Raw genomic sequence first — 21,953 nt, forward strand, 5'->3', positions numbered from 1 at the left:
CCCGCGCCGCATGCACGCGGCAGCCTCCCTCGAGCGCGAGCGAAGCGTGGACCCCTGGACCCCGGGGTGTTTGGACCTCCAGCGGTTGTTCAAGGAGTTCAGTTTTTCCTCGCTTATGGTATAGATTGATGTTTACAGATAAGGCGGAGAGGAGGCGAGCGATGAAGAAGATGCTTGGACTGGTGGGGTTGTGGCTGGCGCTCCTGCTGGGCGGGGTCGGGGTGGCCCCGGGCGTGGCGGAGGCGAAGGAAGACAGTCAGGGCATCAAGGTGGAGCGGCGCACCTATCCGGTGAAGCTGTCGGACGGCAAGACGTACCAGGTGGTGGGCTTTCTCTATTATCAGGGTTCGTTGAAGAACCGGCCCGTGCAGGTGCTCGTGCATGGCATTACCTATGACCATGCGTATTGGGATCTGCCCGACATCCAGGGCGAGACGTATTCCTATGCGCGCTTCATGGCGCGGCAGCACTACGCGGTGCTGGCGTTGGACCTGCCTGGGTATGGCGAGAGCAGTCGTCCCAACGGAGACTTCCTGAACCTGGCGGAGTCGGTCAGCGCCCTGCACCAGGTGATGGTGCAAGTGCGCGCCAAGGCGGAGCGCAACACCTTCGAGACGCTCGTCTACGTGGGCCACTCCAATGGCGCGCTCATCAGCACCTATGCCCAGGCGCTGTATCGCGACGCCCAGGCGGTGGTGCTCACCGGCTGGCTCAATACCTTTCATGAGCTGCCCGTGGGCGAGGAGGTGATTTCACCGCTCTTGCAGCAGGGGCCCTACGTGACCGTGCCCGCGGCGCTGCGCACGGGTCTGTTCTACGACGTGGCCCACGCGAACCCGGCCGTCATCGCCTATGACAATGCCTCTGTGGCGGACACCACGCCCCGGGGCCAGCTCATGGATCTGTTCACCCTGCTGGCCGACCCGACGCCCATTCCCACGCAGAAGCTCACCGTGCCGGTGCTGGTGCAGCTCGGCGAGAACGACGCGGTGGCGCCGGCGGCCTTCGCCGCGCAGGAGGCCCAGGCCTATCCCCGCTCGCCCTTCGTGTTCGTGGACCCGATCGCAGACATCGGCCATGCCTTCAATGGCCACACGAACCGGCTGCGCAGCTGGTCCATGATCTCCTTCTGGCTGCGCTTGGCGGTGCCCTGAGCGGGGCGTCCGCTCAGCGCCCGGCGCCCGCGCGCAACTGCTCCAGGTAGAAGGCCACCACCACCAGCGAGTGGGTGATGGTCCCGTCCAGGATGAGCTGGGGCAGGCTCGCGCGCGGGTGCAGCTCCACGGTGATGTCCTCGCCCACGTCCTGGTGCCCCTCGTGCCGCTTCTCGCACCCGAGCGCCAGGAAGCTGTGGCAGCGGTTGGGCTGGAGCGCGGGGTTGGCCTCCACCGCGCCGAGCGCCACCAGCCGCTCGGCGACGTAGCCCGTCTCCTCCTCCAGCTCGCGCGCCGCGGCGTGCTCGGGCGCCTCGCCCGGGTCCACCACGCCGCCGGGAATCTCCAGCGTCACTCGGGACACCCCGAAGCGGTACTGGCGGATGAGGATGAGCTGCTCGTCCCGCGTCACCCCGATGACGTTCACCCAGTCCGGGCAGTCGATGAGCACCCGGGGGTGCTCCTGCCCGGTGCGGGGGTCGGCCACCATGTCCTCGCGGACCTTGAGGATCTGGTAGTCGTGCTCCAGGCCCCGGCGCAGGCGGGGCCACGGTCGAAGTTCGCGCATCCGCTCAGTTCAGCAGCTCGGCGCGCTCGCGCAACTCCCGGACCGTCATTTCCAGCCGGTCCCGGTCCGGCGCGTCCGGCGACAGCTCCAGACAGCGCTCCACGTCCTTGAGCGCCGCCCGGTAGGCGCCCAGGTTGGCCAGGAGCGCCGCGCGCGTGCGCAGCTCCCCCGGGTGGTTGGGCGCGAGCATGAGCAGGAGGTCCACCACGGCCAGCCCCCGCTCGTAGTCCCCGCGCTCCAGGTACACGCGCCGCAGGTTGGACAGCATCCGGTAGGCGATGAGTTCCACGGGCGCCGGCGACAGCATCGTCTCCGGGTTGAAGCGCAGCTGGGGCGCCACGCGCTCCAAGAGCTCCTTGCAGCCCTCCTCGGTGAGGATCTCCCCCTCGTTGAAGGGGTCCACCACGAGCTTGTGGTCCCCCGCGCTGCACGCCACGAGGAAGTGGCCGGGGAAGGACACGCCGTACAGGGGGATGCCCGCGCGCCGCGCCACCTCCAGGTAGAGCACGGACAGGGAGATGGGCAGGCCCACCTTCCGCTCCAGCACCAAGTCCAGGAAGCTGTTGTCCGGCGAGTGGTAGTCGTCTTCGTTGCCGCGAAACCCCTCGATGTCCGCCAGCACGTGGCGCAGGGCGGTGAGGCCGGCCAGCACCTCCCCATGCCCTTCGTGGCGCTCCATCTCCACCTGGACCCGCGCCGCCAGGGCGTCGAGCGTGTGCAGACATGCCGCGGCGTCCAGGTGGGGCTGGTTGAGGGTGGCGATGGCCAGGGCGGCTAAGTCCAACCGCGGTGGATCCGCGGCGAGCGCGGACACGAGGCGTTCGCGAGCGAGCGGTGGGCTCAAGGTCGAGGTGAGGCTCACGGAGAGAAGGACTAACCCACGGCGGGTTCAACGGCAAAGGAGGGTGGACGCTCAGCTGCCCGGAGGTTCGGGGGGCAACAGCCGCCCCTTGATTTCGGCGTTGAAGGCCACGTGGGCGGAGATGAGCCCCGACAGCAGCCCATCCTCGAACTCGAAGGTCGCGTGTTCCTTGAGTTTCGGGAAGTCGTGGGGGTTGCGCAATTCCTCGGGAGTGATGTTGGGCACCACTTCCCGGGCCAGCCGCAGCACCTTGGCCTGCTGCTGGGAAATCATCCGCTCGAAGAGCTTGCCGGCGATGGCCAGCATCTCGAGTCCACTCTCTTCCGTCATCGCGTCCTGTCTCCCTCGGCTCACTGCTGGGCGATGTCCCACTTCACCCGGCGCCACGAGCGCCGGAAGGCGGCCGCATCGCCCTCCACCGCATCCTGCTCCTGCTCCCGTCCTTCCAGGAACGCAACGAAATCCAACTGCCGGTCGCTCCGGTCGTACTCGGCGTCGAACAGCCGGACGAACTCGTTGGCGGGCAGGGTGCGCCGGCCGGCCACGTCCACCAGCCCGATGCGCACCCCCGTCTGGGCCTGGGCGGGCGCGTAGGCCTTGTAGACGAGCTCCGTGCACACGAGCGAGGCGTCGGAGAAGAAGTCGAAGTTGAAGTCGTAGGGCAGCCCCTGCAACTGGAAGGCACGCGCGATGGCCCGGGCCTTGTCCAGGGGCGACAGGCGCGGGCGCAGCACGCCCAGGTAGTCCACGTGCATGCCGTGCTCGGGGCCGGTGAAGGACACCCCCTCGCTGATGGACTCGATGATGCGGACGGCATCCCCGTGCGAGTCCGGCGCGGTGAAGGTGCTCCACTTGGCGGGGTACTCCCGGGCGAGGTACGCGGCGAGGCTGGGGGGGGCGCCGGGCAGGCCCTGGAGCCAGGCGCGCACCCCGGCGTCCCCGTCCAGATGCGTGGCCCAGTCCTGAGGCGTGCCCACATAGAGCTCGGCATGGGGCCAGAAGCCCGGCAGCCCGATGTTGGACAGGTACCAGTTCTGCCGGGCCACGAGGATGTCGCCTGGCTGCATCCGGGGCAACAGGGCGAGCACCTGCTCGCGGCGGATGAGGGGCCGGCCGATCCGCTTCACCTTGGTGTCGCCCATCCACTCGGCCACGGTGCGCTGGGTGGGGAAAATGGCCTGGGCGGTGGCGTCCTTGAGCACGTCCACGCCCGCCTTGGCGAAGAGCGTGACGCCCCGGCTCGACAGCTGACTCCGGGCGGCCTGCACGTTGCGCCGCGACTCCTGCATCACCTGCTCCACGCCGGGCACGTCGAGCAGCCCGGACTTCTTGAACAGCAGCCGGGAGCGCTCCGCGTAGGTGTCCCCGGTGAGCAGCTGGGTGGTGGTGGAGACGTGGAGCGCCTTCTCCTTGAAGCGGGCGAAGGTGCGCGCGGGCAGGCCGTACTCCTCGGAGGGCTCGTCCAGCAGCACCTCGAGCTGGGCGCGGCCCGTGGTGAGCTCCGCGAAGGCGAGCCCGTGGGCGAGCTCCGCGGAGAGGGCGCCGTGCGTGAGGAGGAAGCCCCAGGTGTGCTGGGGGCGGCGGGTGAGCGCCGACTGCTTCACGAAGTCCCAGTAGCGCTGACGGATGCGCTCGAGCGACATGAAGTGGTCCGAGAAGGCGGCCCAGGTGGTGAGCAGGGCGCGCTTCTCGTCGGGGGAGTAGGGGACGTCCTGGGCGCGCAGGTAGAGCGCGCGCGTCTGGTCCAGGTGCGCGCGCAGGGCGAGCAGCCCCTGGGCGTCCCGCTGGAGGATCTCCAGGTCGCGCTGGGCCTGGGCGACGAAGGCCGACTCCTCCAGGGCGTAGACGCTCGTGACGGGCGCGGGGGACGGGGCGGAGGCGGGCGTCGCGAGGACGAGCCAGGAGGACAGGAGGAACAGGGGCGTGGAGGGCATCGGGAAGGTCGGGCGCGGGGGCCGTGAAGCGGCAGTCTACCCGGGCCCTGGCTGTTTGGCTGCCCGGGGGCCTCCACGGGAAGGCGAGCCCCCCAGGTAGCCTGGAGGACACTTCATCCCCACGTTGTGTCCAAGCCCCGGAAGGCAAAGCAGCCCGGGCGGAAAGGCAGAGGACACGATGGCATTCGGACAGGCGGAGGATCCAGCGCTCTCGATCACGCCCCACCTGGAGTCCGTGGAGTATCCGACCACGCGCGAACTCCTCGTCGAGGCCGCGGAGGACAGCGGAGCGCCGGTGGACATCATCAACGTGTTCAAGTCGCTGCCGCAGGAGGACTACGCGTCGCGGCGGGACGTGATGCGGGACCTGGCCGAGGCGGCGCGGCGCTTCGCCAGCGGCGGCCTGCGCGATGACGACGACGGCGTGGAGCGCGACCGCCGGGACATCGGCAAGCACGTCGTGGAGAGCGAGCTCGGCGAGAATCGGGGCCACCCGTAACGCAGGGCCGCCCTCTGGGCACCCCTGGGCCGGGTCCGACCCCCGGCGCGCGGGTGCCCGGGTTTCTCCCTTCTACACCCCGTAAAACGCGTTTATAACGCCTTCATGGGAATTCAACTCATGAAGACGTGGGATGCGGGTGCGCCGGGCCGACGCCGGTTCATGGGCATGGCGCTGATGGCGGCGTGTGCCTTGCTGCCGCAGTCCGCCCGGGCGCAGCTCTCCAAGACGCTGGTGACGCCGGGCCCCACGGCGCCCGCGCAGAAGGTGTTCAACCTGCTGGTGGATCTGGAGAACGGTGCCCGCGCCAACAACGGCACGGCCCGGACGATCATCGGGCAGCACTGCGAGGCGCAGAAGGAGATCCACCAGGAAGGCAGCTACGCGGGCAAGTACTACAACGAGGTCGTGCGGCTGTCGGGCAAGAAGCCCGCGTTCGTGGAGATGGACCTGGGCCCGGGGTGGTACCAGTCCTCCTTCAATGACAACACCGTGGAGTGGCGCGCCACCTTCAATGGCATCGGCTTCCTCCGGGACCGGTGGACGTACGGGGACGGGCTCGTCGGGGTGAGCTTCCACCATCCCTATCCGGGCAGCCCGTCGAAGAACTTCGAGAACACCCTGGTGGAGACGGCCACCAACGCGTCGGGCCAGCGGGTGAACCTGGACGATGCGTGGTTCCGGCGCCTGGTGGACTGGCAGAACAACACCGCCGAATACCAGACGCTGCTGCGCGACTTGAAGTGGGCCGCGGATCGCCTGCAGCCGCTCGCGGATGCGAACGTGCCGGTGCTCTTCCGGCCCTACCACGAGATGAACAAGCTCTCGGGTCGCTTCTGGTGGGCCAACCGCGATCCCTACCTCTACAAGCAATTGTGGAGCATCATCTTCAATTACATGACCAACACCCGGGGCTTCAAGAACCTCCTCTGGGTGTGGACGCCGTACAACTGGGATGGCCAGTACGGCAAGAGCCCCTGGGACTACTACCCCACCGAGGGCGTCGACGTCGTCGGGGTCGACATCTACAGCGGCAATCCCTACTTCCCGGCCCGCTACTACGACGATCTCAAGCGCTACAACAAGCCGCGCATCCTGGCCGAGAATGACAAGCTGCCCGTGCGCTGGGACAAGAACATCTCCGAGATCGACGCCCGGCCGTGGGTGCTCTACACCATCTGGGGCGACCTGCTCGTCAAGGATGTCAGCGGCTCCGGCGCGCCCAACTACTGGAACACCGAGAACAGCTACAAGGCCATCAAGGACACGTACGCCCATGGCAAGGTGTTGACGGGTGGGGCGCAGGCGCCCAACGGCAACGCCAACTTCAACTGGATGTCCGTGCACTGAGCCGCGCGAGCGGGGACGGACCCACGGGTCCGTCCCCGTCCGGACTCACTTCTTGAGCAGCCGGTTCACCAGGTCCACGTACTTCTGCATGGCCTCGGTCTTGCCCAGGCCCTTCTTCTTCGTCCAGGCGTCGAACTTGGCGCGGTCCTTGACGCTGAACACGCCCGGGCGCTCGCCCGTCACATCGCCCTGGCTGCCCTGCTTGTAGAGCGCGTACAGCTCCAGCAGCGTGTCATTGCCGGGGCTGGCCGACAGCGTCTTCACATCGGTCTGCGCCTTCGTGAACTGCGCATTCAAGTCAGACATGGGGGTCCTCGCGGGGGGGTCGGGCGGTGACGCTAGCGCCCACCCCACCGCGCGTCCACGGACTCGGGAGGCCCGGGGGTCGGATGCGCTCGCGGGCGGCGACGCTTTCTGACAGCTTCCCGGGCGTCATGCGGACCCCTCCCGTCTCCTGCCTCCTCGTGTTCGCGGCCCTGGTCGGCGCGTGCCACCACGACATCCCCTCCCTGGACCCCCGGTTCGTCGTAGAGCCCCCCCTGCGGCCCACCTTCCTTCCTCCCGAGGACGGGCCGCTCGTGGAGACGGTGCGGGGCGCGTCCGGCGCTCAAGAGGTGGAGTTGACCACGGTCTCCCTCTTCACACCCGAGGCGCCGGGGTGGCTGCTCACCCAGCGTGTGACGCGCTCGCGCTACACCCGGGCGGGCGTGGAGGTGCGCTCGTGGGTGGACGAGGCGCTCCAGCGCGCGCCCCTGCGGTTGCGGCTCGCGGCGGATGGCACCTTCGTGCGGCTGGAGGCGCCCGACGCCGCGCGGGCCGCCCTGCGGGAGCTGTCCACCGCGGGCTGGGATGTGTCCGCCCTGGAGCGCGTGCTCGCCCCGGACGCCCTGGAGGCGCGCACCCGGCGCGAGTGGGAGGTGACCTATGGGGGCGTCTACGGGCGCACGTGGGTGCCGGGGCAGCGCGGCCATGCCGTGGGCGGGCTGAGCCTGGCGGACGGCGAGGTGACGTACCTCTTGGAGCGCACGCTGACGGGCACCCGGCTCACCGAGCAGGGTGAGGTGCTGGTGTTCGCCCTGCGCTGCCTGGGGCCTCCGGGTGACACCTCGCCGCCGGAGGTGTGGGACGTGTGGCGCTCGGCGGGCGAGCCGCCGCTGACGCCCGGCGTGGAGTGCGACGGTGAACAGTGGTTGGGCAAGGGGCGCTTCCTCCCGGTCCGTCGGACCTTCACCCTACGGGGCCAACGGGGCGCCGAGACCTGGAGTTGGTGGATGGACGCGTTCCTGGAGCCCAACCATGAGCCATGAGCACAACCTGATCGAGGACGAGGACGGCATCCGCGCGGTCGTACGCCGCAGCAAGCGGGTGGCCGTGCTGGGCATCAAGACGGAGCAGCACGCGGGCCAGCCGGCCTACTACGTCCCGGAGTACCTCTCCCGGGCCGGGGTGGACGTGGTGCCGGTGCCTGTCTATTACCCGGAGGTCACCCACATCCTGCAGCGGCCGGTGTTCCGGCGGCTCGTGGACATTCCCGGGGAGATCGACCTGGTGGACGTCTTCCGGCGGCCCCAGGACATCGAGCAGCACCTGGAGGACCTGCTCGCCAAGAAGCCCCGGGCGGTGTGGTTCCAGTCCGGCATCCGCAACGACGTGGTGGCCCGCCGGCTGGCCGAGGCGGGCATCCAGGTGGTGCAGGACCGCTGCCTGATGGTGGACCACCGCCGCTACGGCGGCTGAGCCCGGATCATGCCTCCTGGAAGGGCACGGGCGGCCGCAGCAGGGCGCGCTCGGAGCTCAGCCGCGCCTGGTGGAGCGCATCGAAGCCGCGCTCCATCTGCGTGGGAGACACGGGCGGCAGGTTGGACACCACCACGTACACGGGAAAGCCCCGCTCCTTGAGCAGGGCCAATTGCAGCCGGAAGTGGTCGTGCCGCAGCGCCGCCGAGCCCGCGGCGATGCCCTGCGCGTAGGCCATGGGCCCGCCCAGCATCTTGCGGGTGCGGCTGGGCAGGTAGTGCACGAGGATGGCGTCCAGGTCCTGTCCAAAAGCGCTCTCGCGCAGGGACAGGGCCGGGGCCTTGTCCACCAGTCCACCATCCCAATACAGGTCGCGTCCCACCCGCACCGCGCGGAACAGGCCGGGATAGGCGCACGTGGCGTGCACGCGGGGCGCCAGCTCGCCCGAGGTGAAGATCTCGTGCGTGCCCTGGGTCAGGTTGGCGCTCGTGAGCAGCAGCGGGTGGGGCAGCTGCTCGAAGCTGCTCACCGGGAGCGTGCGCTCGAGCAGCTTGCGGAAGCGCTCACCCTTGAGCAGGCCTGTCGCACCATGGCTCTCGCGCGGAAAGGCATTGAGGACCGCGCCAATGGGGTCCGGATCCCAGAAGGACTCGCGCGTCTGTTTGAGAACGAGCTCCTCGATCGCCTGGACGCTGGCGCCGGCCGCCGCGTAGGCGGCCACCAGTCCGCCCGCGCTCGTCCCCGCGTAGGCCGAGGGCGTCAGGCCCGCGGCCGCCAGGCCCTTGAGAAACCCCGCGTGCCCGAAGAAACCGAAGTAGCCGGCGGAGAGAACGAGTCCGAAACGTTTGCCCTGGAGAAGTTGCTGCACGGATGGAGCGGCCATGGCGCTGTCTCTATGCCGCCCGTTCGCTCCTGGCAACGCATGGTCGCTCGGCAGGTGTCCGAGAGGGCTAGGACTTCCGGACGACCCGGCGCCCGTGGACCTGGCCGTGGGCCTCACGGGCGCGCGTGCATCCATGTTTTCCCAGACAGTGGATCGATCCCCGACTGTTGGTGAAGTCAGGCAATGGACGTCGGGAAAATCCGGTCCATTGCCAGGAATAACGGGGAGCGCGCACCTTCCTGCTTGCCCAACCCGCCACCCTATGATTGCCCTGTGATGTTTCCTGGACACCGAGTCGTTCCATGGGACCCTGATCTCGCTCATGCCGTGAGCGGCTCGCTCCGAAATGGCCGGGACGGGCTTTTGTCCATTGTTCCCCCCAACCCCCATCCAGCTTCCTGTCTTCTATGAGAAGAATCCAAGATGTCGCGGTGCCGTTCCGCTCGTCTCCGGCTGCCCGTTTTTCCGGTGACAGGCTTCAGGACCTCCTGCTGGCGGAATTGCAATCCCTTGTCTCCAAGACGGGTCAGGGCGGCGGGCTGATGAGCCCGTCTGTCTATGACACGGCGCAGGTGCTGCGGATTCTGGGGCCGCGGGACAATGACACGTCCGTGGTGGAGTGGTTGTTGGAGCAGCAGGCGGAGGACGGGGGCTGGGGCGACGCCGCCTTTCCGCTGCACCGGGACATCCCCACGCTGTCCGCGATCCTGGCGTTGAGAGGGTTTCGCGAGCAGGCGCCCGTGGCCGACGCCATCCAGGCGGGGCTCGCGTTCCTGCGGACCCAGGCGCCCTTGTGGGCCGACCTGGTGGTGGACGAATTGCCGGTGGCCGCGGAGATCCTCCTGCCCAGCTTGTTGAAGGAGCTGGGGGAGGAGGGCGACCTGCCCCGCGAGCCCTACGCCAAGCTGATGGCCCTGGGCGAGCGCAAGCAGAAGATCATCGCCAAGCTGCCGATGCGCGCCGGCGTGCCGTGGATCCACGTCTGGGAGACCTGGGGCGCCGAGCCGCTCGCGAGCCTGATGGATGGGGCGGGCAGCATCGGCCACAGCGCGTCCGCCACGGCCGCGTGGATCAAGGCCGCCGAGGGTCGGCCGGAGCTGGAGTCGTTCGTGCAGCGGGGCCAGGACTACCTGCGTCAGTCCATGCGCTCCACCGGCATGGAGCAGTCCGGGCTGGTGCCCGTGGGCGCGCCGCACACCTACTTCGAGCAGTCCTTCGTGCTCTACGGCCTGCTCATGGCGGGCCTGCTGGACGAGCCGGCGCTGGCGGAGCCGGTGCGCGCGGTGCTGGGCGACCTGACGCGCGCGCTGGGGCCTCATGGCATCGGCATGAGCGACTACTTCCTCCAGGACGGCGATGACACGAGCGCGGTGGTGGCCGTCATGCACGCGCTCGGCCTGCCCGCGGACGCGGCGCTGCTGCGCCGCTTCCAGAAGGACGACCACTTCATCGCCTACCCGGGTGAGATGAACTCCTCGCCCACGCTGACGGCCCGCTGCGTCCACGCGCTGCGGATGCTGGGCGAGACGGACGGCCTGGAGCCCTTCCACCAGTACCTCATCGCCCGCCAGGAGCCCTCGGGCCGCTGGTCCACCGACAAGTGGAACCGCTCGTGGCTGTACGCCACGTTCCACTCGGTCATCGGGCTGATCGGCTCGGAGCACACGGCCCCGGTCCTCAAGGCCCTGGAGGCGGTGCTCTCCGCGCAGTCGGAGGAGGGCGGCTGGAGCTCCGTGGGCGAGCCGAACATGACGGAGACGTCCTACGCGGTGCTGATGCTCGGCTACCTGGAGCGCCATGGCGTGCACCACGCCGGCATCACCCGGGCGCTGGATCGCGCCTCCCAGTGGATGATGCGGCAGTACAGCCCCTTCACCGGCCGCGAGGGCAAGGTGAAGTGCTGGATCTCCAAGGAGCTCTACCGCATGGAGCGCATCGACTCGGCCTTCGAGCTGAGCGCCCTGCTGATGCTGCGTCGGCGCGGCTAACGCGCCTCCGAAGGCGGGGTGTGCCCGGCGTCCGCCAGTCGCGTGGCGATGGCGTACACCCCGGTGAGGAAGCCCTCGAGCGAGCTGCGCGCGGACGCGTCACTCAAGCCCGAGACCCGGGGCGCGAAGCGCTGGCGGGTCTCGGCGAGGGTGCGCTCCCACTCCTGACGCAGCCACGCGTCGAGCTGGGCCTGGGGCAGGCGCGTGGCATCCACGTCCGACAGCGCCTGGCCCGTCTCGGCCGCGTAGCCCATCACCCCCGAGTTGAGGGTCTCGGACGGATCGAAGCGGACGTCCTGGGCGAAGCGCATCAGCCGCGCCATCCGTCCGAGGAAGTCGTCGGTGTCCTCGTGGATGAGTGTCAGCACCTCCCCGAGCCCCTCCGCGGACAGCGTGCGCGCGAAGGGCAGCCCGCCCACGAAGGCGACCGAGGAGGCCCCCGTCTCCGCGTAGCGCTCCAGGTACTCGTGCACGCCCTGGACGAAGGTGGTGCCGTGCACGCGCAATTCCTCGCGCGCCGGGCCGAGCGCCTCCATCCGCGCCGCCTTGTCCTCCGCGGGCGCGCGCATCACGTGGATGAGCCGCTGCAGGCGGGCCTGCTGGCTGTTCTGCCTCCAGACACGCTCCTGCCACGCCAGGCTCCACGCCTCCTCCAGGCCGTCGGACTCCAGGCCCGCGAGCGCCAGATGACCCAGCACGGTGATGGTACCCAGCAGCGCCCGGCACACGTCGAGCCGGGCACAGGTGTCGGTCTGGAGCGTGGCCTCGAGCTCCTCCAGCGCGGCGACGGCCGGCACGAGCCGGGTCATCTCCTGGAGCCGCTCGGTCACGGCCTCCGGCGAGGCTTCGTCCTCGCGGCCCGTGTGGGGGCTCCATTCCTCGTAGAGACAGTCGATGGCCGAGTAGTCCGTCCCCACGGTCTTGAAGTAGTCGGCCTCCAGGTGGAAGGCCTTGCCGAGGAACAGCTCGGAGAAGCGATCCGCCGCCTGGAAGTACTCGGGGCTGCGCGACTGGGTGCGCACGTGGTGGCGGGCGCTGTGCAGCACGCGCAGGGCAAGGGACGAAAGCTCTCGTGGGGACGACATGGGGACCCTGGCCATACCGGTCCAGGGGGGGCGGGGGCAATCCGGCGCGTGTAGAGTCCGCTCCATGTCCGAGCCCAGCCTCCGCCGTGCCCCGCCGTCGCTCGCCACCACGGGCATCGGGAGCCTGCCCCATACGGAGCTCGAGGCGGGCCTGCGCGCCGCGCTGTCGCTGGACATTCCCTTCTTGCCCCAACTGCCGGTGGGTCGGCCCTCGGAGCTCATGCTGCCCCAGGCGCTCGAGGGCCTTCCCGGTCTGTCCTGGGACGGCACGGGCCGGTGCGAGGTGGACCTGGAGGTCTGGTCGGCGGGACGCGCGGACTTCGAGGCGCGGCTGGAGGCGGCGCTCGACTCGGGCGACTGCGAGGCCTTCGAGCCCTCACCGGAGGCGTGCCAGGCCTGGCGGCCCTTCCTGGGGCAGGTGGCGCGGCATGCGCTGCCCTTCGCCAAGGCCCAGCTGGCCGGCTCCTTCACGGCGCGGACCCTGGTGCGCACGCGCGAGGGCGTGCCCTGTCTGGACGTGCCAGGCTTGGACGCGGGCATCCACCGGCTGCTGCTCGCGCGGTGTCTGGGCATGGTGCGCGCCTTGCGCCGCACGGGCACGACGCCGCTGTTCTTCCTGGACGAGCCGGGCCTGTATGCCTTCACGCGGGGCGATCCCCGGCACGCGTTGGCGCTCCAGGAAGCGCGCCTGCTGGTGGAGGCCTTGCGGCACGAGGGCGCGTGGGTGGGCGTCCACTGTTGCGCCCAGACGGACTGGGCCTTCTTGTTGGACGCGGGCCTGGACGTGCTCGCGCTCGATGTCGGGCTGTCCCTGGACGCGGTGCTGGAGGAGTCGGGGCCCCTGGCGCGCTTCCTCGCCGCGGGCGGCCGGTTGAGCCTGGGCCTGCTGCCCACCACCGCGTCCGCGTACGACGTGGACGAGCGGGTGGACGCGGTGGAGGTGTCGCTCGAGGCGGCGCTGCCGCCGGGTCATGCGCTCGCGGATGGAAGTCTGCCCGTGCTGCTCACCCCCGCCTGCGGGCTGGCCTTGCAGGCGGTGGCGGACGCGGAGCACCTCCTGGCGCGGCTCCAGGAGGCCCGGGCGCGGCTCGAGCGGATGCTGACGAGCCGCGCGCGTCTTTAACGGCCGAGGCGCAGATCGCGCTCCGCCTGGAGCCAGTCCTGCTCGTGGTGGCCGTGATCACTGCCCCGCGCGAGGAAGAGCTCGTAGGCGCGCGCGGCGATCTGCTCGGGGGTGGGGCTCGGGCGCGCGGCCGACGTGGCTTCCGCCTCGGCCTTCACGGGCGCGGAGGGAGTGGCCGCGACGGGCGTGGGCGCGGGGGCCTTGGGCGTGTTCTGCGCGGGAGCGGCCGCCACCGGGGCGGGAGGAGCCGGCTGCCGCTGGGAGTTCTTGTGGGAGGTGTTCGTCTTGGCGTGCGGACGTGCCATGGGGGGGCTCCTGGTTGCGGGAAGACGTGGAGGGGGGAGATTGGACGGCTCCCCGCGGGGCGAGAATTGTGTCGCGGGTACCTTCGTTGTCGAGGCGACACCCCTGGCCAAGGGGTGTCCGTCAACCAACACTCGATGGGGGGAGCACGAGGGCGCCCGCGTCGAGCGCGGCCAGCAGGGCCTTGTGCATGGCGGTGCTCATGCCGAGCGCGGCGGCCTCCTCGGGGGTGCACCAGCGGGTGTCCTGGAAGGCCGGGGCCTGGGTGGGGCGGGTGGCGCCCGTCACGCGCAGCAGCCGGAGGGTCAGGGTGCGGTGGGTGAGCTGGCGGCGCACGACCCCGAGGGCGGGGCCCACGCGCACCGGGCTGCCGAGCGCCTGGGTCAGCCGGGCGGCGCACTCGGGCGCGGGGGTGTCGGCGTCCACCTCGGCGGCGGGCAGCTCCCAGAGTCCTCCGAACAGCCCCTTGTCGGCGCGCCGGACGAGGAGCAGTCGCCCCTCGTGCGCCCAGACGGCCACCGCGAGCGTCATCTGTTTGGGGGCCGCGCGGACCTTGGCCGGGGGCAGCTCGCCCACGCGGCCGTGGCGGAAGGCCAGACACGCCTCGCGCACCGGGCACAGCAGGCACAGGGGGTTGTCCGGACGGCACACGGTGGCGCCGTGCTCCATGAGCGCCTGATTGAAGTCCCCGGGCCGCTCCCCGGGCACCAGCTCCGTGGCGAGCGCCCACAGGCGTGCCTCGCGGACCCGGTCGCCGGGCACGCCTTCCACCTCGAAGAGCCGCGAGAGCACCCGGGCCACGTTGCCATCCACCAGGGGCGCGTCCTCCCCGAAGGCGATGGAGGCCACGGCCCCCGCCGTGTAGCGGCCGAAGCCGGGCAGGGTGAGCAGCTCGGCGGCGGTCGGGGGCAGGCGGCCGCCGAAGCGGGCGACGATCTCCTGGGCGGCCCGGTGCAGGTTGCGCGCGCGCGAGTAGTAGCCGAGGCCCCGCCACCCGGCGAGCACGTCCGCGAGCGGCGCGTCCGCCAGGGCCTCCACGGTGGGAAAGCGCTGGAGGAAGCGCTCCCAGTAGGGAATGACGGTGGCCACCTGGGTCTGCTGCAGCATCACCTCGCTGAGCCAGATGGCGTACGGGTCACGCGTGCGGCGCCAGGGCAGGTCCCGCTTCTGCTGGTCGTACCAGGCCAGCAGTCCGGCGCGCACGGACGCGCGGTGCTCGGGGGGCACGAGGGGCTCGGCGGAGAGGGATGCGCGCTTGCGGGGGCTCATGGCGCCCTCGCGGGATTGGCGATGCGGCGGGCCACGGCATCGAAGAGCCCGGGCGCGAGCCGGTTGGCGAGCACCATGAGTCGGCCGGGCAGGGTGAGCTGCGCGCCCGGCGCCCGCGCGCGCAGCAAGGGCAGCGCCGCCTGGGTGACCCGCACGAGGGCGAAGAAGTTGACCTCGAACACCTGCCGCAGCTGCGCCTCGCTGAAGCCCTCGACGGGACCGTAGAGCCCGAGCCCCGCGTTGTTCACGAGGACATCCAGCCCCCCGAAGGCCGCCCGCGTCTCGTGGAGGAGCCGCGCCACGTCGTCCTCGCGGGTGACGTCACAGCGCACGGCGAGTGCGCGCCCGCCCCGGGCCTCCACCTCCCGCGCCACGTCCCGCAGCGCGGACTCCCGGCGGGCGGCGAGCAGCACCTGGGCACCCCGGGCCGCGTACGCGAGCGCCGTCGCCCGGCCAATGCCACTGGAGGCGCCGGTGATGAGCGCGACCCGTCCCTGGAAGTGTGCGGATGCCATGAAGGCGCGCACCATAGCGGCTCGTTCCGAGGGGTGAAGGACCTGGCGGGGTGTGTCTGCCCGCCTGTCCCTCTTGCGGCGTGACCAAGCCCCTGATCTAGGATGCGTGTCCTTCCATGCCGCGCGCGTTCACCAACGACTTCTCCTGGTCCAAGAGCCGTCACGAAAAGCTCCAGGAGTGCTCCCGGGCCTACTACCTGTACTACTACCGCTCGTGGGGAGGGTGGGGCGCGGGCGCGCCGAGCGACGTGCGCGAGCTGTACCTGCTCAAGAAGCTGGGCAACCGCTTCACCTGGGCGGGCAGCATGGTGCACGACTCCTTGCGCGACGCGCTGCTCGACTGGCGCGCGGGGCGCGAGGTGGTGCCCGAGAAGGTGGTGGACAGGGCCCTGTCCACCATGCGCGACGACTTCCGCTTCTCGCGGGGCAAGTCCTACCGGACGCAGAAGGGCCGCAAGGCGTTCAGCGGGCTCGTGGAGCACGAGTACAACGAGCCCCTGCCGGACGAGGCCTGGAAGCAGAACGCGGAGACGGTGCGCACGGCGCTCGACTGGTTCTTCCAGTCGCGCTGGCCAGCGCTCGCGCGGGGCCTCAAGCCCACCCAGTGGCTGGAGGTGGACGCGGGCGCGGAGTTCTCCTCGTTCTCGCTGGACGGGGTGAAGGTCTTCGCCATCCCCGACTTCGCCTACGTGGACGCGGACGGCGCGCCCGTGGTGGTGGACTGGAAGACGGGCAAGATGCGCGAGGGCTATGACGAGCAGGTGCTCGGCTACGCGCTCTACGTGTCGATGCGCTACCGGCTGCCCCTCGAGAAGGTGCGCGCCTCGCTCGTGTACCTCAACGACGGGGTGGAGCATCAGGTCCAGGTGGACGAGAACGCCGTGGCGGGCTTCAAGGAGCGCTTCGCCCAGAGCGTGGCGCGCATGCGCGGCCTGCTCGCGGATCCCGCCACCAACACGCCCAAGGACGAGTCCGCCTTTCCTCAATCCGACAACGCCGCCGTGTGCGCGCGCTGCGTCTTCCGCCGGCCCTGTGGCCGCGAGGCCGCCGTGCGGGCCGCCTGAGCGCGCGTCGGCTCAGTCGCGCGAGGGCGGCGGCGGGGTGCTCGCCCGGGGCGGCAGGTGGATGCGGACCTGCTTCACCCGACGGGCCGAGGCCTCCGTCACCTCGAGCACGGTGCCGTCGGTCAGGGTGAAGCGCGCGCCGCTGGTGGGGATGGAGCCCGCCATGGAGGTGCACAGGCCGCCCACGGTGGTCCAGGTGTCCCCCTCGGGCAGCTCCACCGTGTCCAGGGCCCGGTTGAGCTCGCGGATGGGCAGCAGGGCGTCCACCACCACGGTGTCGTTGGACTCGTGGTGGATGGAGTCGTGGGGCGTCTCGTGCTCGCTCGCGATGGTGCCCACCAGTTCCTCCACCAGGTCCTTCATGGTGACGAGGCCGGCGAGCCCTCCCTGCTCGTCCACGACGATGGCGAGCTGGATGCGCCGCGCCTGCATCTGCTGGAGCGCGTCCAGGGCCCGCATGGTCTCGGGCACGAAGTAGGCCGGACGCAGTACATCCTCCAGGAGGATGAGCTGCTGCTCGAGCGCGAAGGACAGCAGATCCTTGGCCACCACGTAGCCGATGATGTGGTCGACGCTGTCCTCGAACACGGGCATGCGGCTGTGCCCCTCTTCCAGGAGCACCCGCCGCACGTCCTCGGGAGTGGAGTGCCGCCGGATCGCCACCACGCGGGTGCGCGGCACCATCATGTCCGTCACCACCAGGTCCGCCAGGTCGAACGCCCGCGAGGCGATCTCCCCGCTGCGCGGATGCAGGCCGCCGCTGCGGGCCGCTTCCTCCACGAGCTGCTGCAGCTCCTCGGGGGACAGGCGCGACTCGGTGAAGGACGTCTTGTCCCCGAAGAAGCGCAGCACCAGGTTGGAGCTGAACGTGAGCAGCCACACCACGGGCTTCATCAGCCGCGACAGGCCCCGGAGCGGCGGCCCGATGAGCAGGGCGTAGCTCTCCGAGTAGCGCAGGGCGAGCGACTTGGGCACCAGCTCCCCGAGCACGAGCGACAGGTAGGAGACGAGGCCCACCACCAGCGCGAAGGCGATGGTCTCGGCGCGCTCCGGCGGCAGTCCGAGTTCCTGCAAGGGCGGGCTGAGCCGCTGGGCGATGGACGCGCCACCGAACGCCGCCGCCGTGGAGCCCACCACGGTGATGCCGATCTGCACCGTGGCGAGGAAGCGCTCGGGGTTGTCCCGGAGCGCCTGCACCGAGCGCGCCGCGGTGCTGCCCTGGTCGATCAGCTCCTGGAGCCGCGTCTTGCGGATGGAGATGAGCGCGAGCTCCGCGCCCGCGAAGACGCCATTGGCGAAGACGAGCAGCAGGATGATGGCGAATTCGGTGAGGATGATGCCCCTCCTGGGCTGGACCCCGGTGGGGCCGGACGCGCGAGGAGGGGTCTACTACGGCGGGCGAGGATGTCCACCGCCTCGGTGGGCTAACGTGCCACCGACAACCGACGCACCACCACGCCCGCGGCGTTCATGCCGAACACGGAGGTGACGAAGGCCACGCTGCCGTCGATCTGCGTGCGCTTCTCGCAGGTGTGGAAGTCGTTGTCGTTGGGGCACACGCACGTGAAGCCGTCGTCCGCGTCGTAGCGCAGGGACAAGGGCTGGCGCCGCGTCTCGATGGAGTATACGGCGGTGATGCCCGTGGGCCGGTCGGTGTTCACGTTGTACTTGCGCTTGAGCAGCTTGCGGATGTCCTTGGCGAAGGGATCCATGTGCGTCTCGCACAGGTCCTCCACGCGGATGGCGGTGGGATCCAGGCGACCCGCGGCGCCCATGGAGCTGACCACCGGGATGCCCAGGCTCACGCAGCGGTGCAAGAGGTGCAGCTTCGCCTTCACGTTGTCGATGGCGTCCACCACGTAGTCGTAGCTGCCCGGCGACAGGAGCTGATCCGCCAGCTCGTCGCGGTAGAACTCGCGCACGGACTGCACCTGGACGTCCGGGTTGATGTCCTTGCAGCGCTGGGCCATCAGCTCCGCCTTGGGCTTGCCCACCGTCTTCACGGTGGCGTGCAGCTGGCGGTTGGAGTTGGTGACGCACACGGTGTCGAAGTCCACCAGGGTGAGCTGGCCCACGCCGCTGCGCACCATGCCCTCGGCGGCGTAGCTGCCCACGCCGCCCAGGCCGAACACCACCACCCGCGCCGCGGACAGGCGCTCCATGGCCGGGTCTCCGAGCAGGCGACCGGTCCGGTCGAAGCGCCGGTGCAACTTGAAGGGCTTGGGCTCCACGGACGGCGTCACGGGAGGGACAAGGGTCTCGGGAGCGGGGGGCTGCGGTTCCATGGGGACCTCTATAACGCGACCGCCTCCCTACCGCGAAGGGGTGGGGAAGGCTTCCCGGAAGAAGCGGCGGGCGTTCTCGGTCGTCCGCTGGGCGAGCACCTCCACCGGTTCGCCCAGCACCCGGGCCATGCCCTCGAGCACCCGGGGCAGGTAGCCCGGCTCCGAGCGCTGGCCCCGGTGGGGCGTGGGGGCCTGGTCCGGCGCGTCCGTCTCCACCATGAGCCGCTCGGGGGGAATCACGCGCAGGGCGTCCAGGGGCTTGCGCGCCTCGGCCCAGGTGACCGGGCCCGCGAAGGAGAAGTGGCAGCCCTTCTGGATGTAGAAGCGCGCCAGGTCCACGCCCCCTCCATAGCTGTGCATCAGGATGCCCGCCTCGGGCAGGGGCTCGTGCTTGAGCAGGTCGATGAGCGCCGGGTGCGCGCGAAAGCAGTGCATGAGCACCGGCAGGTCGTGCTTGCGCGCCAGCGCCAGGTGGCCCCGGAGCACCGCCACCTGCCGCTCCATGGGCGCGCCCGCGGCCGAGGGGCCATCCAGGCCACACTCGCCCACCGCGATGGCGCCGCCGCGCGCGAGCAGCGCGTCCAGGCGCTCCAGGTGCGCTCCGTCTTCCTCGGGAGGCAGGTGGGGCAACATCTGCGGATGGATGCCGAGCCCCACCTGGAGCCGGGGCTCCGCGCGGGACATGGCACCCAGGGGCTCCCAGTTGTCCGGTCCCACACCGGGCACGAGGATGCCGTGCAGGCCGGCGGCCCAGGCGCGCGCGAGGACGTCCTCGCGATCCGCGTCGAACCGTGACGCGTCGAGGTGGCAGTGGGTGTCAATCATCGGAAAGGTCCCCGGGCGGCACGTGGGTGGGTCGTTCATCCCGCGACATCGGGTGGAATGTAGGCGCGTATTGCTCCGGCCCAAGCCCGCGAAGTGGCCTAACTAGCCCCCGGCTGGCTTCGGAGAGGGTGCATATGACCAAGCGGAATGTCGTGATCGCGCTCATGGGAGCGCTGGCGATGGTGGCGACCGGGTGTTCCAAGGAGTGCGAAACCGCCGCCGACTGTAGCGACAAGGGCAGCGCCGGTGCGGGCAAGCAGTGGACGTGCAGCGCCAACGCATGCGTGGCCTCGGATGTCACGACGCCCCCCACCGAGACGCCCGACGCGGGCACGGGTACGCCCGACGCGGGCACGGGCACCCCGGACGCCGGGAGCGGGGACGCGGGAACGCCGCCTCCCGCGGGCGACATGACGATCGCCGAGGACGGCGACTGCTCCACCACGGCGAGCTGCATGGCGGGGCTCTACTGCGAGGCCCAGAAGTGCAAGCCCCTGCACCTGGTGGTGACCGAGCGCGTGGGCAGCGGCGGGTCCACCACGGACAGAGCCGTGGTCGTCTACTACAAGACCCCGGGCGCCGGCACGGCCACGCCTCCCTCCGCGGCGACGACCCTGAGCCAGGACACCTCGGGCACCAGCCGCTTCCCGCGCTGGAACCGCGAGGGCACCGCGGTGGCCTTCGAGAACACGGGCGCCGACAGCACCGTGGCGCTCTGGAGCCGGCCCGTTCCGTTCGGCACCGCCTCCCAGACGCAGCTCACCACGGCCGCGGCCGCGGGCACCTCCGAGTTCCGCTACATGGAGTGGGCGCCCTCCAAGAACATCGCCTGGGCCAAGACGGCCGGCGGGTCCACCACGGGCATCTCGTACATCGAGGGCACGGGCGGCACGGTGCAGGCGGCCACCGCCAACGGCGTCTTCCCGTCCTGGGCGGGTGACGGCAACAGCTTCGCCTACAGCGCCAACGGCCAGGGCCTGAAGAACCGCTCCTTCACCACCGGCGCCGACGGCGTCATCACCGGCCCGAGCGCCACGGCCGAGCAGCCCATGCACAACCAGAAGAACGACGTGCTCATCTACCTGGATGCCAAGGGCGAGACGGAGAACATCGGCGGCACGACGTACCTGACGGGCCTCTACAGCTTCGCTCCGGGCGGGACCGAGAAGAAGCTCGTCGGGGCGCGCACCGAGAGCACCGAGGCCGCGGGCGAGGTGAAGTCCTTCATCGCCAACCACACCTTCTCGCCCACCGGCACGCACCTGGCCTACGTGCGCGTGTACTACTACAAGCCCACCGTGGGCTCGGTGGTGCTCTGCAACGGCAGCAACTGCGGGGGCCGCCAGGGCAACGTCGTCTTCGTCCACACCATCGACGACACGGGCACCGCGGGCGCGGAGATCGAATTCGCCAACGAGGCGACCCTGCCGTCCTTCTCGCCGGACGGGTACTTCCTCGCCTACGTCTCCGGCAGCCGCCTGCAGGTGCAGAAGCTCAACCCGGCGGGCACCGACGCCGCCACCCTCAAGGATGGCGCTCCGCTGAGCCACACCTGGGGCACGCTCCAGACCAACCGGGGTGATGACCACCGGCCGCGCTGGCAGCCGCGCTAGCCCTTCCACGAAGAAGTGGCGGTGGATGTCCGACACCCGCGCTCCGGAGTTCCGGGGCGCGGGTGTCGTCGTTCGGGGCGGGGTGCGCAAGGACTTGCCTCCCCGCGCGAAGCGACGTACGCAGTCGCCCGCGCGCGGGCCTCTTCCTGGCCAGGGCTCGCCGGAGGTCACCCATGAAGCTCCACGCCCTGTGCTGTGTGCTGGTCTTGTCCGCGTGCGCGAGCGTGACGTCGTCGGCGGGAGGGCCGGGAGCGTCCCTGCGGGCGTCGGCGCGGGCGGGGGACGTGGGGACGAGCGAGGCGGTGCTCTCCGAGCCGGTGCGACTGGAGTCGCCCGCGGGGACCTTCCTCGTGCATCCCAACAACGCCCAGGACTTCAAGCGGCTGCTGGCGGGCGAGCCCACCCAGCAGCAGTACTACTCCATCAGCGACGTGCCCTGACGCTCAGGGCACCAGCACGATGCGCCGACCCAGCACCCGCTCCATCTGGGGCGAGGTGACGAGCTTGAGCACTTCCAGGGACTCGCCGGCCGCCGTGTCGTAGGCCGCCGCGATGAGGTCGCCCAGGGTCAGGTTCGCCGGGGCCGCGCGCCGCGTGGTGCGCCGCATGGCCGGCATGACGCGCCGTCCCTGCCGCTGAATCTTGCCGCCGCTCTTCTGGGTCGTCGTCGTCGTCCTGGCCATGTTGTCCTCCCACCGTCACCGTGTGTTCGACGCGGATCGCGGAGGAACGTTTCTGCATGCGGTGTGCCAGGGGCTCGTCTGGCTGCCCCCTACGGGATTCCAAGGACTTGGGGTGAGCAGTGGCCCGCCCTGGAGGGCAGGATTCCAAACTTCGTTCAATTTTCGAGGCCTGGATGGCTCGTTTCGTCGAGTCTTTTCGTACACACCCCCGGG

24 protein-coding genes are annotated in these 21,953 nt (G+C 70.4%); 10 read left to right on the top strand and 14 right to left on the bottom strand.

The annotated features are described in order from the left end of the window. Window positions 1-161 precede the first annotated feature (161 nt). Entirely contained in the window at window positions 162-1,154 is a 993-nt protein-coding gene (locus I3V78_RS13885; RefSeq protein ID WP_204487982.1) for an alpha/beta hydrolase, read from the top strand. Window positions 1,155-1,167: 13 nt separating this feature from the next. On the opposite strand, the gene I3V78_RS13890 is transcribed toward I3V78_RS13885, so the two are convergent. Genes I3V78_RS13890 through I3V78_RS13905 form a run of 4 tightly spaced genes read right to left on the bottom strand, consistent with a single transcriptional unit; the run spans window position 1,168 to window position 4,518 of the window. After that, entirely contained in the window at window positions 1,168-1,722 is a 555-nt protein-coding gene (locus tag I3V78_RS13890; RefSeq protein ID WP_204487984.1) for an NUDIX hydrolase, read from the bottom strand. 4 nt (window positions 1,723-1,726) lie between these two features. Further along, a complete protein-coding gene (locus I3V78_RS13895) occupies window positions 1,727-2,584 on the bottom strand; it encodes a transglutaminase family protein (RefSeq protein ID WP_204487986.1) in 858 nt (285 codons plus the stop codon). Between the two features lie 51 nt (window positions 2,585-2,635). Then, window positions 2,636-2,914: a hypothetical protein gene (locus I3V78_RS13900; RefSeq protein ID WP_204487988.1), complete on the bottom strand. Its 279-nt coding sequence runs from the start codon at window positions 2,912-2,914 to the stop codon at window positions 2,636-2,638. 20 nt (window positions 2,915-2,934) lie between these two features. After that, complete coding sequence (locus I3V78_RS13905; RefSeq protein ID WP_204487990.1) at window positions 2,935-4,518, bottom strand: YiiX/YebB-like N1pC/P60 family cysteine hydrolase; 1,584 nt, start codon at window positions 4,516-4,518, stop codon at window positions 2,935-2,937. Between the two features lie 178 nt (window positions 4,519-4,696). Here I3V78_RS13905 and I3V78_RS13910 point away from each other — a divergent pair, with 178 nt between their 5' ends. Then, window positions 4,697-5,017: a DUF2795 domain-containing protein gene (locus I3V78_RS13910; protein WP_204487993.1), complete on the top strand. Its 321-nt coding sequence runs from the start codon at window positions 4,697-4,699 to the stop codon at window positions 5,015-5,017. A gap of 120 nt (window positions 5,018-5,137) precedes the next feature. Next, window positions 5,138-6,367, top strand: coding sequence for a glycosyl hydrolase (locus tag I3V78_RS13915; RefSeq protein WP_239576422.1), 1,230 nt, complete (start codon window positions 5,138-5,140; stop codon window positions 6,365-6,367). A 45-nt stretch (window positions 6,368-6,412) separates the two neighbouring features. Here the strand turns inward: I3V78_RS13915 and I3V78_RS13920 are convergent, their stop codons facing one another. Further along, a complete protein-coding gene (locus I3V78_RS13920; protein WP_204487998.1) occupies window positions 6,413-6,673 on the bottom strand; it encodes an acyl-CoA-binding protein in 261 nt (86 codons plus the stop codon). Window positions 6,674-6,801: 128 nt separating this feature from the next. Between I3V78_RS13920 and I3V78_RS13925 the strand changes: the two genes are divergently transcribed. Both I3V78_RS13925 and I3V78_RS13930 read left to right on the top strand, forming a co-directional pair. After that, window positions 6,802-7,674: a hypothetical protein gene (locus I3V78_RS13925; RefSeq protein WP_204488000.1), complete on the top strand. Its 873-nt coding sequence runs from the start codon at window positions 6,802-6,804 to the stop codon at window positions 7,672-7,674. Further along, complete coding sequence (locus I3V78_RS13930) at window positions 7,664-8,104, top strand: CoA-binding protein (RefSeq protein WP_204488003.1); 441 nt, start codon at window positions 7,664-7,666, stop codon at window positions 8,102-8,104. Before I3V78_RS13925 ends, I3V78_RS13930 begins: the two co-directional genes overlap by 11 nt. 7 nt (window positions 8,105-8,111) lie before the next feature. Here the strand turns inward: I3V78_RS13930 and I3V78_RS13935 are convergent, their stop codons facing one another. After that, a complete protein-coding gene (locus I3V78_RS13935) occupies window positions 8,112-8,987 on the bottom strand; it encodes a patatin-like phospholipase family protein (RefSeq protein WP_204488005.1) in 876 nt (291 codons plus the stop codon). A 542-nt stretch (window positions 8,988-9,529) separates the two neighbouring features. Between I3V78_RS13935 and I3V78_RS13940 the strand changes: the two genes are divergently transcribed. Continuing rightward, window positions 9,530-10,975 carry a prenyltransferase/squalene oxidase repeat-containing protein gene (locus I3V78_RS13940; RefSeq protein ID WP_204488007.1) on the top strand — a complete coding sequence of 482 codons (1,446 nt, stop codon included), beginning with the start codon at window positions 9,530-9,532 and terminating at the stop codon, window positions 10,973-10,975. Here I3V78_RS13940 and I3V78_RS13945 read toward each other — a convergent pair. Further along, entirely contained in the window at window positions 10,972-12,060 is a 1,089-nt protein-coding gene (locus I3V78_RS13945) for a hypothetical protein (RefSeq protein ID WP_204488010.1), read from the bottom strand. The genes I3V78_RS13940 and I3V78_RS13945 overlap by 4 nt on opposite strands. A gap of 64 nt (window positions 12,061-12,124) precedes the next feature. Here I3V78_RS13945 and I3V78_RS13950 point away from each other — a divergent pair, with 64 nt between their 5' ends. Then, complete coding sequence (locus I3V78_RS13950; RefSeq protein ID WP_204488012.1) at window positions 12,125-13,183, top strand: uroporphyrinogen decarboxylase/cobalamine-independent methonine synthase family protein; 1,059 nt, start codon at window positions 12,125-12,127, stop codon at window positions 13,181-13,183. Here I3V78_RS13950 and I3V78_RS13955 read toward each other — a convergent pair. The 3 genes from I3V78_RS13955 to I3V78_RS13965 form a co-directional block, all read right to left on the bottom strand. Further along, window positions 13,180-13,488, bottom strand: a complete 309-nt coding sequence (locus I3V78_RS13955) for a DUF2934 domain-containing protein (RefSeq protein WP_204488014.1) — start codon at window positions 13,486-13,488, stop codon at window positions 13,180-13,182. The genes I3V78_RS13950 and I3V78_RS13955 overlap by 4 nt on opposite strands. A gap of 121 nt (window positions 13,489-13,609) precedes the next feature. Continuing rightward, a complete protein-coding gene (gene mutY, locus I3V78_RS13960) occupies window positions 13,610-14,755 on the bottom strand; it encodes an A/G-specific adenine glycosylase (protein WP_204488017.1) in 1,146 nt (381 codons plus the stop codon). Then, window positions 14,752-15,270: an SDR family NAD(P)-dependent oxidoreductase gene (locus tag I3V78_RS13965; protein ID WP_239576423.1), complete on the bottom strand. Its 519-nt coding sequence runs from the start codon at window positions 15,268-15,270 to the stop codon at window positions 14,752-14,754. The genes mutY and I3V78_RS13965 overlap by 4 nt, the downstream gene beginning before the upstream one ends. A 116-nt stretch (window positions 15,271-15,386) precedes the next feature. Between I3V78_RS13965 and I3V78_RS13970 the strand changes: the two genes are divergently transcribed. Continuing rightward, a complete protein-coding gene (locus tag I3V78_RS13970) occupies window positions 15,387-16,334 on the top strand; it encodes a PD-(D/E)XK nuclease family protein (protein ID WP_204488022.1) in 948 nt (315 codons plus the stop codon). Window positions 16,335-16,346: 12 nt separating this feature from the next. Here I3V78_RS13970 and I3V78_RS13975 read toward each other — a convergent pair whose 3' ends face one another. The 3 genes from I3V78_RS13975 to I3V78_RS13985 form a co-directional block, all read right to left on the bottom strand. Further along, on the bottom strand, window positions 16,347-17,642 hold the full coding sequence (locus I3V78_RS13975) for a hemolysin family protein (protein ID WP_204496623.1): 1,296 nt from the start codon (window positions 17,640-17,642) through the stop codon (window positions 16,347-16,349). 116 nt (window positions 17,643-17,758) lie between these two features. Next, a complete protein-coding gene (locus I3V78_RS13980; protein WP_204488025.1) occupies window positions 17,759-18,619 on the bottom strand; it encodes a tRNA threonylcarbamoyladenosine dehydratase in 861 nt (286 codons plus the stop codon). Between the two features lie 27 nt (window positions 18,620-18,646). Continuing rightward, window positions 18,647-19,444 (bottom strand): TatD family hydrolase, encoded by a 798-nt coding sequence (locus I3V78_RS13985; protein WP_204488027.1) that lies wholly within the window; start codon window positions 19,442-19,444, stop codon window positions 18,647-18,649. Between the two features lie 134 nt (window positions 19,445-19,578). Here I3V78_RS13985 and I3V78_RS13990 point away from each other — a divergent pair, with 134 nt between their 5' ends. Beyond that, the gene (locus tag I3V78_RS13990; RefSeq protein ID WP_204488030.1) at window positions 19,579-21,057 is read left to right on the top strand and encodes a TolB-like translocation protein; all 1,479 of its coding nucleotides are present in this window, start codon (window positions 19,579-19,581) and stop codon (window positions 21,055-21,057) included. A 173-nt stretch (window positions 21,058-21,230) separates the two neighbouring features. Then, window positions 21,231-21,497, top strand: a complete 267-nt coding sequence (locus I3V78_RS13995; protein WP_204496967.1) for a hypothetical protein — start codon at window positions 21,231-21,233, stop codon at window positions 21,495-21,497. Between the two features lie 3 nt (window positions 21,498-21,500). Here I3V78_RS13995 and I3V78_RS14000 read toward each other — a convergent pair whose 3' ends face one another. Further along, complete coding sequence (locus I3V78_RS14000) at window positions 21,501-21,740, bottom strand: hypothetical protein (protein ID WP_204488033.1); 240 nt, start codon at window positions 21,738-21,740, stop codon at window positions 21,501-21,503. Between the last annotated feature and the right edge of the window lie 213 nt (window positions 21,741-21,953).

Source organism: Archangium primigenium (assembly GCF_016904885.1).
Taxonomy (GTDB): Bacteria; Myxococcota; Myxococcia; order Myxococcales; family Myxococcaceae; genus Cystobacter; species Cystobacter primigenius.

Excerpts from the sequence above, each read along its gene's own strand:
- I3V78_RS13885 (WP_204487982.1), top strand. The coding sequence starts at position 162 with ATGAAGAAGATGCTTGGACTGGTGGGGTTGTGGCTGGCGCTCCTGCTG.
- I3V78_RS13890 (WP_204487984.1), bottom strand. The coding sequence starts at position 1,722 with ATGCGCGAACTTCGACCGTGGCCCCGCCTGCGCCGGGGCCTGGAGCAC.
- I3V78_RS13900 (WP_204487988.1), bottom strand. The coding sequence starts at position 2,914 with ATGACGGAAGAGAGTGGACTCGAGATGCTGGCCATCGCCGGCAAGCTC.
- I3V78_RS13905 (WP_204487990.1), bottom strand. The coding sequence starts at position 4,518 with ATGCCCTCCACGCCCCTGTTCCTCCTGTCCTCCTGGCTCGTCCTCGCG.
- I3V78_RS13910 (WP_204487993.1), top strand. The coding sequence starts at position 4,697 with ATGGCATTCGGACAGGCGGAGGATCCAGCGCTCTCGATCACGCCCCAC.
- I3V78_RS13915 (WP_239576422.1), top strand. The coding sequence starts at position 5,138 with ATGAAGACGTGGGATGCGGGTGCGCCGGGCCGACGCCGGTTCATGGGC.
- I3V78_RS13920 (WP_204487998.1), bottom strand. The coding sequence starts at position 6,673 with ATGTCTGACTTGAATGCGCAGTTCACGAAGGCGCAGACCGATGTGAAG.
- I3V78_RS13925 (WP_204488000.1), top strand. The coding sequence starts at position 6,802 with ATGCGGACCCCTCCCGTCTCCTGCCTCCTCGTGTTCGCGGCCCTGGTC.
- I3V78_RS13930 (WP_204488003.1), top strand. The coding sequence starts at position 7,664 with ATGAGCCATGAGCACAACCTGATCGAGGACGAGGACGGCATCCGCGCG.
- I3V78_RS13935 (WP_204488005.1), bottom strand. The coding sequence starts at position 8,987 with ATGGCCGCTCCATCCGTGCAGCAACTTCTCCAGGGCAAACGTTTCGGA.
- I3V78_RS13940 (WP_204488007.1), top strand. The coding sequence starts at position 9,530 with ATGAGCCCGTCTGTCTATGACACGGCGCAGGTGCTGCGGATTCTGGGG.
- I3V78_RS13945 (WP_204488010.1), bottom strand. The coding sequence starts at position 12,060 with ATGTCGTCCCCACGAGAGCTTTCGTCCCTTGCCCTGCGCGTGCTGCAC.
- I3V78_RS13950 (WP_204488012.1), top strand. The coding sequence starts at position 12,125 with ATGTCCGAGCCCAGCCTCCGCCGTGCCCCGCCGTCGCTCGCCACCACG.
- I3V78_RS13955 (WP_204488014.1), bottom strand. The coding sequence starts at position 13,488 with ATGGCACGTCCGCACGCCAAGACGAACACCTCCCACAAGAACTCCCAG.
- mutY (WP_204488017.1), bottom strand. The coding sequence starts at position 14,755 with ATGAGCCCCCGCAAGCGCGCATCCCTCTCCGCCGAGCCCCTCGTGCCC.
- I3V78_RS13965 (WP_239576423.1), bottom strand. The coding sequence starts at position 15,270 with ATGGCATCCGCACACTTCCAGGGACGGGTCGCGCTCATCACCGGCGCC.
- I3V78_RS13970 (WP_204488022.1), top strand. The coding sequence starts at position 15,387 with ATGCCGCGCGCGTTCACCAACGACTTCTCCTGGTCCAAGAGCCGTCAC.
- I3V78_RS13980 (WP_204488025.1), bottom strand. The coding sequence starts at position 18,619 with ATGGAACCGCAGCCCCCCGCTCCCGAGACCCTTGTCCCTCCCGTGACG.
- I3V78_RS13985 (WP_204488027.1), bottom strand. The coding sequence starts at position 19,444 with ATGATTGACACCCACTGCCACCTCGACGCGTCACGGTTCGACGCGGAT.
- I3V78_RS13990 (WP_204488030.1), top strand. The coding sequence starts at position 19,579 with ATGACCAAGCGGAATGTCGTGATCGCGCTCATGGGAGCGCTGGCGATG.
- I3V78_RS13995 (WP_204496967.1), top strand. The coding sequence starts at position 21,231 with ATGAAGCTCCACGCCCTGTGCTGTGTGCTGGTCTTGTCCGCGTGCGCG.
- I3V78_RS14000 (WP_204488033.1), bottom strand. The coding sequence starts at position 21,740 with ATGGCCAGGACGACGACGACGACCCAGAAGAGCGGCGGCAAGATTCAG.